Source organism: Tianweitania sp., from assembly GCF_032053605.1.
Classification (GTDB): Bacteria; Pseudomonadota; Alphaproteobacteria; order Rhizobiales; family Rhizobiaceae; genus Tianweitania.
In genome coordinates this window covers 23,355-36,412 of sequence record NZ_DAMBUH010000011.1, presented here as the reverse complement: position 1 = coordinate 36,412, position 13,058 = coordinate 23,355, and the positions used below count along the sequence as shown (strand labels likewise).

Below are 13,058 nucleotides of genomic sequence, written 5' to 3'. Positions count from 1 at the left end.
AACGCCACCCCGTGGTGGTGCTGGACGAAGGCCCGCTGGTGCTGGTGGAAACCCGCCGCGACAAGCAGACCATCTATTATTCCCTGTCCTCGCCCGTCACGCGCAACCTGCTGAGCACTCTGGAAGAGCTTTACAAGGAAAAGCGCGGCGCAGTCAGCGGCGGCGACAAGGCTCCGGCGGCCACCCTGTAAGACCGTCGGCCCCGCATCCCCTCGGAGCGGATCAGCCGTGACAAAGATCATCCGCATCGAAGACCCCGAAGATCCGCGCATTGCCGCTTACCGGAACGTGCGCGATCGGGATCTCGCGCGCGACGCCGACACCTTCATCGCGGAAGGCAAGGTCGTGCTGTCAGTTCTCTTCAACGCCAACCGCTTCCCGCCCTTGTCCGCGCTGGTGCTGGAAAACCGCCTGGATGGCGTCAGCAACGTTCTCGCCGCAGCCCCCGCCGCCATGCCGGTCTATGTCGCATCACAGGCTGTCATGGACGCCATCGCCGGCTTCCACATCCATCGCGGCATCCTGGCGCTGGCGCAACGCACCCCACCGCCCTCGCCCGCAGCCTTGCTGGAAACCCTGCCGGCCGATGCGCTGGTCATTGTTCTCGTCGGCATCGCCAACCACGACAATGTCGGCGCGATCTTCCGCAACGCGGCTGCCTTCGAGGCCGATGCCGTGCTGCTCGACCAGACCTGCTGCGATCCACTTTACCGCAAGGCGATCCGCGTTTCCGTCGGCGCTGCCTTGAAGGTCCCGTTTGCACGAGGCGGCTCGGCAAGCGAGCTGGCGGATGTGCTTGCGCAACAAGGCTTCAACGCCGTCGCGCTCAGCCCTTCAGGCGCGGAAACCCTGGCTGCCGTCATGCCCGCCGGCCGCACCGCGATCCTTCTCGGCACGGAAGGCGAAGGCCTTCCGCCGGCGTTGATGCAGCGGCTCCGCACCGTCCGCATCCCCATGTCTGAAAGTTTCGACAGTTTGAACGTCGCAACCGCTTCAGCGATCGCGCTGCACCGGCTCGGACGGTTTCGCGATTGAAGCCGCCTCCTGCAGGGCGCGGATGCGGTCTGCCAAGGTGAGCGTTCCCGCTCTAGCACCGACCGGCGCCTCTTTGGCCAGCGCCGCGTCGATCGGTGATCCCGGCCCTTCCAGAACCCGCGTCATATGCACCATCTGCGCGGCGATCTGCGCGAGTTCATCCCTCAGCCCGGCACCACCAGACGGAGCAGCTTCGCCGTCCCCGACAGGCTGCTGACGAAGCCGGTCGTTCTCCGCCGCCAGCGAAAGAAGCTGCGCTTCCAGCCTGTCGCGATCCGCTTCGAGCCGCGCCAGAACCGCATCGCCGGGCTTGAATGCGGAAGACGACTGGGGCGTCATATCCGCCACTTCGGCTTCAAGGCGCATCGCCGTTGCCTGCACTTGCGTCAATTCCAGCCGAAGCTCCTCTTCCGTTAGTTCGGCGCGTCGCAGGTCCCGACGCAGTTGCGCGATTTCCTTGGATGACGCATCCGGACCAGCCTCGATCTCGGCCTGCGCCGCCGCGTCGCTATCGGCAACTGGGGCGCTCTCGCTGCCGCGCAGCTGGCTGATCGTCCTATCCCGGCGCGCAATCGTTTCCTCACGATCCGACAGATCACGCAGCAAGCGCTCGAGCTTGCTTTCGAGATCGGCGACCTTGCGCCGCTCGGTCTTCAGGTCTTCGCCGACGCGTCGTTCGGCAGCCGACTGCTCGCGCACCTTCTGCTCGTTTTCTCCCCGCGCGGCGCGCAACTGCGTCACCGTCGCGCTCAACCTGTCGATCTCGGCATCGCGTGCCACAAGATCGATCTGGCGATTGCTCGCCAGCAGGCTGGCTTCATCCTTAAGGCGGCTGAGTTCCTCATAGGCGAGGCTACGGTCAGCAAGATTGCGCTCGGCTGCGGACAGCTTTTCCTTCAAGCCAGCCAACATCTCCCGTTCGCTGGCCAGTTGCCCTTCCAGATCGGCGATCGTGACGTCGCGCGCGGCAACGGCCGCACTTCTGTCGGCGCTCGCCTGTTCGGCCGTCTTCAGCTGCGCCGTCAGCCGGGCGACCTCGACGGAGCGTTCATTCGCTTTGCTCTTCTGCGACTTCGCATCGGCTTCGACGCGGCGCACCTCGACGGCGTACTCGGCACGCACACGGTCGCGCTCCGCCTGCATTTCGTTCAGGCTCATCGGCAGGGTCGCTTCCAGGCGCTGGCGCGTCAGCCGTTCCGCACGACGGCGAAAGGCCGGCGCGATCAGGATGGCGAGCAAGCCTGCAACGAGGAACCCAAGAATGAAGGCTAGGATGGACTGGATGACCACGGAAACGCCGAACCGGTGAACTCGGAATCACTGTGCCACGGAGGGGCGATTGAAATCCACCTCTGGACCTGAGGAAAGCGCGGTCCGGTTAATGGTCAGAACGGGTTCCAGGTCGGCTGCGAGGTCAGCTTGAGATAGCCGACATTGACGCCGAGACGTGCGCCCACGCCGGTGCGAACCGGCACAAGGAGGATGGGACCGTTCTTCAGCACGTTGAAGCCGAGGCCAGCCAGCACATAGGCGGAGCCGGCGACGCCGCCGTAGCGCTTGTAAAGGCTGTTCACGTCATCGAGGTTGTAAACCAGCACCATGGTGCGCGAGCCCTGCCCGCCAAAATCCCAGCCGACGGAAGGGCCCTGCCAGAACACCTTATGATCGCCGGCATTCTTGGTGAACAGCGTGCCTTCGCCATAAGTGACGCCGCCAACCAGTGCGCCCGATCCTTCTTCGCCCAGCACATAGCCGTTGGGCAGGCCATAGGACGAGAAGATTTTCTCGATCACCGTGGCCATGCCACCGGACGCTTCGCCAAAGAACTTGTGGCCGGAATCGACGATTTCGTCAGCCGTGTATGTGTCCTGCGCTTGGGCGCGTGGCGCGGCGCTGAGCGCGAGACCCACGGCAAGGGAGAGCATTCCCAGCTTGGTCATCAGGTGTTTCGCAAACGACAAGAGCATGCGTTTATCTCCTGTTGGAAGCCGTTTCGGCTTCAATCATTGCCTTCACCGCCCGCAGCGCAAACGCCGCAAGCATGTCCTGATCCGGGACGCTACGCCGCAATCCTTTTTCAACCATTAAGATGCATGATTTCTTCACCATAACTGTCGGCTGCCTGGCGCTGTCTCCCAAAAGAGACAACGGCTTTGGCTTGCGAACATGTCGGAATGCCGCGAAGTAGCGGGAACAAACGCATTTGATTCGAATGCGATCAGATTTGGGGATGCATCATGGCTGAGCTTGTAACGCTGTCGGCACCGGATCTTGCAGCGCTGCTGTGCAGCCGCGTCTGCCACGACATCATTTCGCCGGTCGGCGCCATCAACAACGGCCTGGAACTGCTGGACGAAGGCGGTGCCGATGAAGATGCGATGAACCTCATTCGCACCAGCGCGCGCAACGCTTCTGCCCGTCTGCAATTTGCTCGCATCGCGTTCGGCGCCGCCGGTTCGGCGGGCATGCAGATCGATACCGGCGATGCGCAAGCGGTGGCTACAGCCTATCTCGCCAATGAAAAGCCGGATCTGGTGTGGAACGGCCCTCGCGCCCTCCTCCCTAAGAACCAGGTCAAGCTGCTGCTCAACCTGATCCTGATCTCCATCGGCACCATCCCGCGCGGCGGCAAGATCACAGTCACGCTGGAAGATACCGATGCCAAGCCGCGCTTCAGCCTGGCTTCGGCCGGCCCGATGGTGCGTGTACCTCCAAAATTCCTGGAACTGCATAGCGGCGGCCGCCCCGAAGAGCCGATCGACGCCCACTCGGTGCAGCCCTATTATACACTGCTCCTGGCCAAGGAAGCCGGCATGGAAATCTCGATCCGTACGACGCCGGAAGAAATCCTGCTGACCGCAAGCTGATCAGAGAGCTACTCGCGAGATCACTAAAGTTCTCGCGAGTGCTTTACCGTTTTCTCCATACAAGCCGCCTAGTTTCCGTCCTGCGGAAAGTCACGCCGGCGGGGAAGACGGCAATGAAGCGGTGCATGATTGTCGACGCATCCGACGTAATCCGGAAAGTCGCGAAACGTATTCTGGAAAGCGAAGAGATGCTGGTGGCCGAAGCGGCCAGCGGCCGTCAAGCGCTCGATCTCTGCGCCAATGACATCCCGGACATTATTCTGGTCGACTGCAAACTGCCGGACATGGCGGTGGTCGATTTCGTGCGCATGGTCGGCGCGAACGAAAAGAAGTCGCAGGTTATCGTCTGCCTCACCAAGTTGGATATTGGTGCCATCATGCGCGCCAAACGCGCCGGCGCCCAGGGCTATCTACTGAAGCCTTTCAACCGCTCCCAACTGATGCAGTGCCTTCGTCACAGCTTCTACGCCACACGCGCGCGCTCGGCACTATCGGCGGCTTGAAGCCAGACAACAGAAACAAAAAACCCGGCCAGACGCCGGGTTTTTCGATCGGTTTTAGGCGATCAGCAATCAGGCGCTGACGCGAACATCCTCGGGCTCGCGCAGCACGTAACCGCGGCCCCAGACCGTTTCGATGAAGTTCTGGCCGCCGGATGCGTGATCGAGCTTCTTGCGCAGCTTGCAGATGAAGACGTCGATGATCTTCAGCTCTGGCTCGTCCATGCCGCCATACAGGTGGTTCAGGAACATTTCCTTGGTGAGCGTCGTGCCCTTGCGCAGCGAGAGCAGTTCCAGCATCTGATATTCCTTGCCGGTCAGATGCACGCGCTGGCCGCCGACTTCCACTGTCTTCGCGTCAAGATTGACGATCAGGTCCCCTGTGGTGATGACCGACTGTGCGTGGCCCTTCGAGCGGCGAACGATCGCGTGAATGCGCGCTACCAGCTCGTCCTTGTGGAACGGCTTGGTCATGTAGTCGTCGGCGCCGAAGCCGAGGCCGCGAACCTTGTCCTCGATGCCGGCCATGCCGGACAGGATCAGGATCGGCGTCTTGACCTTGGACAAGCGCAGCGTGCGCAGAACCTCGTAACCCGACATGTCAGGCAGGTTCAGGTCCAGCAGAATGATGTCGTAATCGTAAAGTTTGCCGAGATCGACGCCCTCTTCACCGAGGTCGGTCGTATAAACATTGAAGCTCTCGGACTTCAGCATCAGCTCGATGCTTTGTGCGGTTGCACTGTCGTCTTCAATCAGCAGAACACGCATCTAGATCCCCTTCTTCGCCGCCACTTTGCGCTCGACCGATGTTCACCCGAACATGGCAGCGACCGCCGTTAAGAAAGCTGACACCGAATGGTTAACAAAACCTAATCCCGCATGGCAAGCGGTAACCGATTTTGCAACATTTCGGCACAAGCCGTTGCAACCAAACATTAATAAGCGAGCAAGACAGTCATCCACCAAATGAGCTTTCACCGCTAAGTGATTCAGGAGACTCGATGTTTCCGACCCATTAGGATCGTCGCATCTTTTTTTACCCGCCCTTAAGTCCTTGGCCCTATGATTAACAATGCCCGTAAACGAAAGGTTACCGGGCGGGGAAAAGATTACGATTTCGTTTCCTGTCGCCCCATTTCCTGTCACCAGGCTACGGGCTGCAGACTAGGCATGGAGTGTTGCGCGAACCTTGCTCGTCCCCGGACGGCGGTCGCCGCCAAGGAGTATCCGAGTATGAAGTCCCGCGAGAATCTCGTCAGGCTTAAGCGGTTTCAGGTCAATGAGAAGCGCCGTCAAATGGCGCAGCTCGACATGATGATCGCTGAATTCGACCGTATGGCGACCGAGCTCGACCTTCAGATCGCCGCTGAAGAAAAGAAAGCCGGCATCACGGATACCAACCATTTCGCTTATCCGACTTTCGCCAAGGCCGCACGCCAGCGCCGCGACAACCTCAAGAATTCACAGTCCGATCTGGCTCAACAGAAGAGTGCCGCCCAGGCGCAGCTTTCGGAAGCCGAGATCGAGCTGGAACGCGCCGAGATGCTCGAGTCGCGCGATGGCCGTGGCGGCCGCGAGATCGAGCCGCAGATCGCCAGCGCCATGATCGGCTGATCGAACCAGCTTCAACCTAATTCAAAACATGAAGGCAGCCGCACAACCGGCTGCCTTTTTTCTGTTTAAGCTGCCAGCAGAACGAAAAAAGGCGACCCGAGGCCGCCTTGTCTTCTTTCCGTCCAGTTTGGCGCTTAATGCCGGTATTGCTGGATCCGAGTGGTCCGCAATCCCGCGAGCCCATATTCATCGATGGAAGCCTGCCAGGAGAGAAATTCCTCCGTGGTAAGCTTATAACGCGTACATGCTTCCTCAAGGCTGAGAAGCCCGCCGCGAACGGCTGCCACAACCTCGGCCTTACGCCGGATCACCCAGCGCCGCGTGTTCGTCGGCGGCAAATCCGCTATCGTCAGCGGGCTGCCGTCCGGCCCGATGACATATTTGACACGCGGGCGAATAAGATCGGTCATCCGTACTCTCTACACTCAACTCAAAGACCTAATCGAACCCAGGTTATCGGCTCTGCCTTAAATTTTGCCTAAACCTGAGCATAGCTTGCCAAGCGACTATGAAGTTTCGCTTACCTAATTTGCGCGGACTTAAATTGAGCTTTAGCAACTGCGCGTCAGGGCGGCTTCTGTCTCGCTCTTTGAAGCGAGTGAAGCGACCGGCCGTTCAGGGTAGCGCTTCCAGCCTCGGCCCCTTATACTGAGAAAGAGAACCGCGCGGCCCTGCCCGCATATCGAACCAAGGGATGCAGTTTGCGATGAACAGCTTGGATCTTCCCGGCCGTCCGGAAGACACGCGGGTTGTTGTGGCCATGTCTGGTGGCGTCGACTCTTCCGTGGTTGCCGCCATCCTCAAGCGCGAGAACTACGACGTCGTGGGCGTCACCTTGCAGCTTTACGATCATGGTGCCGCGACGCATCGCGCAGGCTCCTGCTGTGCGGGGCGGGATATCGACGATGCCCGCCGCGTTTGCGAAACGCTCGGCATTCCCCATTACGTGCTGGATTACGAAGCCCGCTTTCGCGAAGCCGTCATCGACCCCTTCGCGCAAAGCTATGCCGCCGGCGAAACGCCGATCCCCTGCGTGTCCTGCAACCAGACCGTCAAGTTCGCCGACCTGCTTGCCACCGCCCAGGATCTCGGCGCCGAAGCGCTGGCCACCGGCCATTACATCCGCAGCCGCGCCAATGGTGCGCATCGCGCCATGTATCGTCCCGTCGACGGCGACCGCGACCAGAGCTACTTCCTGTTCGCCACGACACAGGCGCAGATCGATTACCTGCGCTTTCCGCTCGGCGGCATGTCCAAGCCAGATGTGCGCAAGATCGCCGAAGAGATGAACCTGTCGGTCGCTACCAAGCAGGACAGCCAGGACATCTGCTTCGTGCCGCAGGGCCGCTACAGCGACATCATCGCCAAGCTGCGCCCTGAGGCTGCCAGCCCCGGCGACATCGTCCACATCGACGGCCGAGTGCTTGGCCGCCATGAAGGCATTCTGCGCTATACCATCGGCCAGCGCCGCGGTATCGGCGTGGCAACCGGCGAACCGCTTTTTGTCGTGCATCTCGATGCCGAACATGCGCGTGTCGTGGTCGGCCCTCGGGAGGCGCTGGCAACCCGCAAGATCTACCTGCGCGCCACCAACTGGCTGGGCGACGAGCCGCTCGATGCGATCCCCGCTGAAGGTCTCTCCATCTACGCCAAGGTCCGCTCGACTCGCCCGCCACGTCCGGCAATTCTGCACGTGGATAAGAATCAGGTCATCGTCGAACTCGCCGACGGCGAGTCAGGCATCGCGCCGGGTCAGGCCTGCGTGTTCTATTCCGACGATACCGACGACTCACGCGTGCTCGGAGGCGGTTTTATCGAGCGCTCGGAACGCGACGCCGATGCCGAGCGGATGCTCGCTCAACTCGCCTCGATTCCATACCGATCCGTCGCGTAACATAGCCGTTCTGCGCTACCATAGAGGCAAAATACCAGCTAATTAGGCCGCCATATTGCGCTTTTTGACCGCGCTTTAGCGCGCCATATCCTGCCGTCGGTCATGCACAACGGTCCCGGCCGTCAGCATCCGCAACACGCGGATCGCCTCCTCGCCATCGGTCCGCGGCGTTTCCCGCGTGTTGATGCAGTAGATGAAATGCTCGAGTTCCCGCGTCAGCGGAAGCCCCTCGCCCACCGCGACATAGCTCGGTTCGTTGGCCGTAAACGCCCAGTGTCCGCTGTCCTGCCAGACCGCATGACGATAAACCGCCAGCTTGCGCGCCCAGGCCTCGCCATCATCAAACACCGCCATCGCCTTGGTGCCGACCACGGTCAAACGGCGTTCCCGATAGGGGTTGAGCCGCGAGGCGAACAGATGGCTCCGCACGCCGCTGGCAAACCGCATATGCACATGTGCGAAGTCGCTGAGGTGATCCAGCAGCGCCGCCCCCTCGCCGCGAACCTCGACCGGCTCTTCGCCCGTGATCGCCAGGATCATCGAGAGATCATGCGGCGCCAGATCCCAAAGTGCATCGTTTTCAGTGTGAAACTTACCCAGACCAAGCCGGTGCGAATGAATGTATTTAATTTCACCCAGCTCTCCGGCGCCGATCAGCGCCATGAGTTGTTCAAACGCCGGATGAAACCGCAGCACATGTCCCACCATGAACACCCGGCCATTGTCCTGTGCGGCTGCAACAGCGCGCTCTGCGTCCGGCACCGTCAGCGCAATCGGCTTTTCAACCAGCACATCCTTGCCCGCCTGCACCGCGCGAATGGCGTTCTCGGCATGAAACTGCGGAGGCAGCGCCATGACCACGGCATCGACATCGGACCGGTCGAACAGCTCGGCCGGATCGATCGCCAAACAATCCTGCTCGGCCGCAAACCCTTCCGCCCGCGCCGGATTGGCATCTGCCACGGCATGCAAGGCGCCAAGCGACTTCAAAGTGCGGATATGATTGGAGCCCCAATAGCCGCAGCCAAGCACGGCGATACGCGGTTTCATGATGATCGACCTGCCTGAACTTGGAAAACGAGAGGTTGGCAACGAACAGGTAGGTCGTCAGCCCGGTGAAACTATCTTGTCCCGGACATATTCGCCCGCCTAACCGAACTCAACCCCGCAGGCACGAAGCTGAGCTTATGCCGAGGTCACAAAAGCCTACGGTCAACGCCGATTGTTGATGTGTAGACAGCCAAACGCTTGCTTCCGAACGCACATGATCCGCCCGAACCTGGATGTTCCATGCAAATCGATCCAAACCCCACCTCTTCGCTTGACACCCAACGAACTGCCGCCCTATATCCCGCCCGTCTTCGCGGGCAGCGGCCTTATGAACCGCAGCATCTGAACCGCGCGTGGCGGAGTAGCTCAGTTGGTTAGAGCAGAGGAATCATAATCCTTGTGTCGGGGGTTCGAATCCCTCCTCCGCTACCATCAGATCATTCATCAATCGCTTGATCCCTGATTTGGTCGCTACGTCTTGGACACACTACTTTGCTTTGGACCAATCCAGACCAAAAGTTTAAGTCTCGGAGACAAGTTCAAAACCGAGACTAGCAGCCAGATGGCAGCTGGACGCTCAATAAACTTGAAGAGCTTCTTAACCGGTGTGCTTCATGAGGTTGCTCAGACCCGTGCTATCATCGGCTGCTCTGTTGCCGAGGGTGATTGTCATTCGCTCACGGCAGTCGCGTCCGGAAGCGGATTGACTGGAATGATCGGCACATTGCCTTTCCCGTCGCCAAGCGCCGCAGCAAGCTCAACGCGCGCGCCGTTGACCAAAGCCTCCATCGAAAGCCGTGCTTTCTTCGCATCGCGCATCCGAATGGCGTCTAGCACCGCCCGATGAACATCCAGCGCCTGTTCGTGAGACTGACTGGCCCTATTAGTGATCCGGAAGCTTGCAAGAAGTGCAGCACCGATCGCGGTAATGAATTGCTTGAACACCCAATTGCCCGAAGCATTGATGATGGCGGCGTGGAAGCGCAGATCCGCCTGGCTCCAGGCATCCGTATAAAGCGAATGCGCAGAGGCCATCTCATCGAAGGCCTCCGCGATCGCCATGATCTCTCGCGTGCTTGCATTCTGCGCAGCGGCTTCCGCCGCGGCGGGCTCCAGCACTAACCGGGCATCGATGAGTGATCGGTAGAAACGATCATCCTTTGGATGGCGCATCATCGCATCCAGCACGATCGGATCGAGATAATTCCACTGCTCACGCGGCAGAACCACTGTGCCGGCTCGTGTTCGAGAGCGGACAATCCCTTGTGCAACCAGATGCTGCATACACTCACGCAGGGCTGTGCGGCTGACACCGTAGTACTCCTTCAGCTCCGCTTCATTAGGAAGAGTCGAACCTTCGGCGATTTGGCCGGAAATGATTCGGTCAACCAATGTATGCAGAAGGTTGTCCGTGACAGGACGTCGGCCCCCTTTTCCATTGATCTGAACGTTTTCCTTGATCGAGCGCACCTCTGTCCCCAGCCACTTACCTCTCAGCGGGAACTATACGAACATCATCCGCAAAAATAAATCATACCGAATTTGACAATAAATCGGATTTAATTCTTACTGCGCTTGGGAGGTGCGGGAGGAGGAACCCTGCGATTTGGTGGCTTCACTGCCGCGGCCGTCTAGCCGCAGCGGATGCAGCACGTCGTCGGTCATCCACCCTGCAGCACAAGTGTGCAGGCGCCGGTTTTTTTCCGGATGGCGAGTTCGATACGCATGAAGATCACCAAGCTAACGACCTATATCGTGCCGCCGCGCTGGCTGTTTCTGAAGATCGAAACAGATGACGGCGTTGTCGGCTGGGGCGAGCCGGTGGTTGAAGGCCGCGCACTGACGGTTCAGGCGGCGGTGCACGAGCTTGAAGACTATTTGATCGGCAAGGACCCGTTTCTGATCGAAGATCATTGGCAGGTCATGTACCGCGCCGGTTTTTACCGGGGCGGTTCGATCCACATGTCAGCTATAGCTGGCATCGATCAGGCGCTGTGGGACATCAAGGGCAAAGCGCTTGGCCAACCCGTCCATTCCCTGCTCGGCGGGCAGGTCAGAGACCGGATCAAGGTCTATTCCTGGATCGGAGGCGACCGTCCTTCAGATGTGGCACGAAACGCTCAAGATGTTGTTGCTCTCGGCTTCAAGGCCATCAAGCTCAACGGCTCCGAAGAGATGCAGATCGTCGATACGAACGAAAAGGTCGACAAGGCAGTCGAAACGATCGCCATCATACGCGAGGCGGTGGGGCCGCACATCGGTATCGGTGTGGACTTCCACGGTCGTATCCACAAGCCGATGGCAAAGGTCCTCGCCAAGGAACTCGAGCAATTCAAGCTGATGTTCATCGAGGAGCCGGTTCTTTCTGAAAATCGTGAAACACTGAAGGAAATCGCCAACCATTGCTCGACTCCGATCGCTCTCGGGGAGCGACTGTACTCGCGATGGGACTTCAAGCAGGTCCTGTCCGATGGCTATGTAGACATCATTCAGCCTGACCTGTCCCACGCCGGCGGCATCACGGAATGCCGCAAGATCGCGGCCATGGCAGAAGCTTATGACGTGGCCCTTGCTCCGCATTGCCCGCTCGGTCCGATCGCTCTCGCCGCCTGTTTGCAGGTCGATGCCGTCAGCTACAACGCCTTCGTTCAGGAGCAGAGCCTCGGCATCCACTATAACGAGGCGAACGATATTCTCGATTACATCTCGAACAAGGATGTTTTCGCTTACGCGGATGGCTTTGTCGCCATTCCTCAGGGGCCGGGACTCGGCATTGAAGTGGATGAGGAATACGTTGTGGAGCGGGCCCGCGAAGGTCATCGCTGGCGTAATCCACTTTGGCGCCATGCGGATGGGAGCGTCGCAGAGTGGTGAGGAGATGGCTGCCGCTCTGGCGATGGGGAGATTGAGGCGTCGCTCAAAGCGACGTCTTCGATGCCGGAGGATCATGAATGATCATCCGTATTGGGTGGAGAGACCACCATTTTGTATGGAACCATGGGAGAGGTCCAATGAATGGTAAAATGATCAAATTGGCAGGCGCCTTGGCACTCGCCATGTTCGCAACGGCAGCAAGCGGCACGATTGCTGCCGCGCAGGAATTTAAAGCCAAACTCGGCCACGCCATGCCGCAGGAGCATCCGCAGGCCGTGGCGCTTACCAAGTTTGCTGAACTTGCAGGCCAATACACGGACGGCCGGGTCAAGGTCACCGTTTACCACGGCAGCATGCTGGGCGGCGACGACAAGATGCTGCAGTCGACCCAGAGTGGCACACAGGAAATGTTCTACGGCTCGCTGGCACCGATCGCCGGCAAGATCAAGGAAGTTCAGGTTTTCGACTTCCCGTTCCTGTTCGGAAACATGAAGGAAGTAGACGCAGTCTTCTTGGGTCCTATCGGCCAGAAGCTGATGGACAAGCTCGAACCGCACAACCTTCACGGCGTCGCCTGGGGTGAGACCGGATTCCGTCAGCTTTCCAACAACAAACATGAAGTGAAGACCGCCGACGACATCAAGGGACTGAAGGTTCGCGTGATGCAGAACCAGGTTGCCCTCGATAGCTGGAAGGCAATCGGCGCCAACGCTCTGCCAATGTCCTACGCCGAAGTCTTCACGGCACTGGAAACCGGCGCTCTCGATGGTCAGGAAAACCCGTACATCCACATGTACGCCAACAAGATCTACGAAGTGCAGAAGTTCGGAACGACCACGAACCATGTTTACACGCCCTGCATCCTCGTGACCTCGAAGAAGTTCTGGGAGCAGCTGACACCTGCCGATCAGGAGGCGATCGTCAAAGCTGGCAAGGAGTCCATGGTGTTCCTGCGCCAGCTGATGGATGAAGGCAACGCCAAGGTTGTCGCTGATCTTGAGGCGCAGGGTATGAAAGTTCAGGAATTGCCGGAGGCCGAGCTCGCCAAGCTCCGCGCCGCAACCCAACCCATCATCGAGAAGTACAAGCCCGTGGTGGGTGCCGAACTCGTTGACGAGATCCAAGCGACGATCGCCAAAGTGCGCGCCGAGCAATAATCCTCGCGCGCCATGGGTCCGGCTTTTCCCTTCCGGGAAGGCCGGACCATCAAGATCACGTCCCGAT

At 59.6% G+C, this 13,058-nt stretch carries 13 protein-coding genes, 1 tRNA gene and 1 pseudogene; 9 read left to right on the top strand and 6 right to left on the bottom strand.

Annotation, left to right across the window (positions count from 1 at the left end):
* Together RTX98_RS04660 and RTX98_RS04655 are read left to right on the top strand one after the other, a co-directional pair.
* Positions 1–191, top strand: a pseudogene (locus RTX98_RS04660) (hypothetical protein); the annotation flags it as partial.
* A 37-nt stretch (positions 192–228) separates the two neighbouring features.
* The gene (locus tag RTX98_RS04655) at positions 229–1,035 is read left to right on the top strand and encodes an RNA methyltransferase (RefSeq protein WP_312794933.1); all 807 of its coding nucleotides are present in this window, start codon (positions 229–231) and stop codon (positions 1,033–1,035) included.
* Here the strand turns inward: RTX98_RS04655 and RTX98_RS04650 are convergent.
* Complete coding sequence (locus RTX98_RS04650) at positions 994–2,325, bottom strand: hypothetical protein (RefSeq protein ID WP_312794932.1); 1,332 nt, start codon at positions 2,323–2,325, stop codon at positions 994–996. The genes RTX98_RS04655 and RTX98_RS04650 overlap by 42 nt on opposite strands.
* A 95-nt stretch (positions 2,326–2,420) precedes the next feature.
* Positions 2,421–2,960, bottom strand: coding sequence for a DUF1134 domain-containing protein (locus tag RTX98_RS04645; protein WP_312794963.1), 540 nt, complete (start codon positions 2,958–2,960; stop codon positions 2,421–2,423).
* Positions 2,961–3,272: 312 nt separating this feature from the next.
* Between RTX98_RS04645 and chpT the strand changes: the two genes are divergently transcribed.
* Together chpT and RTX98_RS04635 are read left to right on the top strand one after the other, a co-directional pair.
* Positions 3,273–3,902: a histidine phosphotransferase ChpT gene (gene chpT / locus RTX98_RS04640; RefSeq protein WP_312794931.1), complete on the top strand. Its 630-nt coding sequence runs from the start codon at positions 3,273–3,275 to the stop codon at positions 3,900–3,902.
* Positions 3,903–4,015: 113 nt separating this feature from the next.
* Positions 4,016–4,405, top strand: a complete 390-nt coding sequence (locus RTX98_RS04635; RefSeq protein ID WP_312794961.1) for a response regulator — start codon at positions 4,016–4,018, stop codon at positions 4,403–4,405.
* 69 nt (positions 4,406–4,474) lie between these two features.
* On the opposite strand, the gene ctrA is transcribed toward RTX98_RS04635, so the two are convergent.
* Positions 4,475–5,170 carry a response regulator transcription factor CtrA gene (gene ctrA, locus RTX98_RS04630; RefSeq protein ID WP_189502897.1) on the bottom strand — a complete coding sequence of 232 codons (696 nt, stop codon included), beginning with the start codon at positions 5,168–5,170 and terminating at the stop codon, positions 4,475–4,477.
* A 465-nt stretch (positions 5,171–5,635) separates the two neighbouring features.
* Here ctrA and RTX98_RS04625 point away from each other — a divergent pair, with 465 nt between their 5' ends.
* Positions 5,636–6,016, top strand: coding sequence for a flagellar export protein FliJ (locus RTX98_RS04625; RefSeq protein ID WP_312794928.1), 381 nt, complete (start codon positions 5,636–5,638; stop codon positions 6,014–6,016).
* 134 nt (positions 6,017–6,150) lie between these two features.
* Here RTX98_RS04625 and RTX98_RS04620 read toward each other — a convergent pair whose 3' ends face one another.
* Positions 6,151–6,426 (bottom strand): DUF1153 domain-containing protein, encoded by a 276-nt coding sequence (locus RTX98_RS04620; protein ID WP_189502899.1) that lies wholly within the window; start codon positions 6,424–6,426, stop codon positions 6,151–6,153.
* A 296-nt stretch (positions 6,427–6,722) separates the two neighbouring features.
* On the opposite strand from RTX98_RS04620, the gene mnmA reads away from it, so the two are divergent.
* Complete coding sequence (gene mnmA / locus RTX98_RS04615; protein WP_312794926.1) at positions 6,723–7,910, top strand: tRNA 2-thiouridine(34) synthase MnmA; 1,188 nt, start codon at positions 6,723–6,725, stop codon at positions 7,908–7,910.
* A 75-nt stretch (positions 7,911–7,985) separates the two neighbouring features.
* Here the strand turns inward: mnmA and RTX98_RS04610 are convergent, their stop codons facing one another.
* Entirely contained in the window at positions 7,986–8,960 is a 975-nt protein-coding gene (locus tag RTX98_RS04610; RefSeq protein ID WP_312794925.1) for a Gfo/Idh/MocA family oxidoreductase, read from the bottom strand.
* 355 nt (positions 8,961–9,315) lie between these two features.
* Between RTX98_RS04610 and RTX98_RS04605 the strand changes: the two genes are divergently transcribed.
* Positions 9,316–9,392: transfer RNA gene (locus RTX98_RS04605), tRNA-Met, on the top strand.
* A 237-nt stretch (positions 9,393–9,629) separates the two neighbouring features.
* On the opposite strand, the gene RTX98_RS04600 is transcribed toward RTX98_RS04605, so the two are convergent.
* Positions 9,630–10,430 carry a FadR/GntR family transcriptional regulator gene (locus tag RTX98_RS04600; RefSeq protein WP_312794924.1) on the bottom strand — a complete coding sequence of 267 codons (801 nt, stop codon included), beginning with the start codon at positions 10,428–10,430 and terminating at the stop codon, positions 9,630–9,632.
* Positions 10,431–10,685: 255 nt separating this feature from the next.
* Between RTX98_RS04600 and dgoD the strand changes: the two genes are divergently transcribed.
* Both dgoD and RTX98_RS04590 read left to right on the top strand, forming a co-directional pair.
* Positions 10,686–11,834 (top strand): galactonate dehydratase, encoded by a 1,149-nt coding sequence (gene dgoD / locus RTX98_RS04595; protein ID WP_312794922.1) that lies wholly within the window; start codon positions 10,686–10,688, stop codon positions 11,832–11,834.
* A gap of 149 nt (positions 11,835–11,983) precedes the next feature.
* Positions 11,984–12,991: a TRAP transporter substrate-binding protein gene (locus tag RTX98_RS04590; RefSeq protein ID WP_312794920.1), complete on the top strand. Its 1,008-nt coding sequence runs from the start codon at positions 11,984–11,986 to the stop codon at positions 12,989–12,991.
* The last annotated feature ends 67 nt before the right edge of the window (positions 12,992–13,058 follow it).

Bases quoted from the DNA above. Each gene is read 5' to 3' on its own strand.
- chpT (WP_312794931.1), top strand. From the start codon at position 3,273: ATGGCTGAGCTTGTAACGCTGTCGGCACCGGATCTTGCAGCGCTGCTG.
- RTX98_RS04610 (WP_312794925.1), bottom strand. From the start codon at position 8,960: ATGAAACCGCGTATCGCCGTGCTTGGCTGCGGCTATTGGGGCTCCAAT.
- mnmA (WP_312794926.1), top strand. From the start codon at position 6,723: ATGAACAGCTTGGATCTTCCCGGCCGTCCGGAAGACACGCGGGTTGTT.
- RTX98_RS04635 (WP_312794961.1), top strand. From the start codon at position 4,016: ATGAAGCGGTGCATGATTGTCGACGCATCCGACGTAATCCGGAAAGTC.
- RTX98_RS04590 (WP_312794920.1), top strand. From the start codon at position 11,984: ATGATCAAATTGGCAGGCGCCTTGGCACTCGCCATGTTCGCAACGGCA.
- RTX98_RS04625 (WP_312794928.1), top strand. From the start codon at position 5,636: ATGAAGTCCCGCGAGAATCTCGTCAGGCTTAAGCGGTTTCAGGTCAAT.
- RTX98_RS04620 (WP_189502899.1), bottom strand. From the start codon at position 6,426: ATGACCGATCTTATTCGCCCGCGTGTCAAATATGTCATCGGGCCGGAC.
- ctrA (WP_189502897.1), bottom strand. From the start codon at position 5,170: ATGCGTGTTCTGCTGATTGAAGACGACAGTGCAACCGCACAAAGCATC.
- dgoD (WP_312794922.1), top strand. From the start codon at position 10,686: ATGAAGATCACCAAGCTAACGACCTATATCGTGCCGCCGCGCTGGCTG.
- RTX98_RS04645 (WP_312794963.1), bottom strand. From the start codon at position 2,960: ATGCTCTCCCTTGCCGTGGGTCTCGCGCTCAGCGCCGCGCCACGCGCC.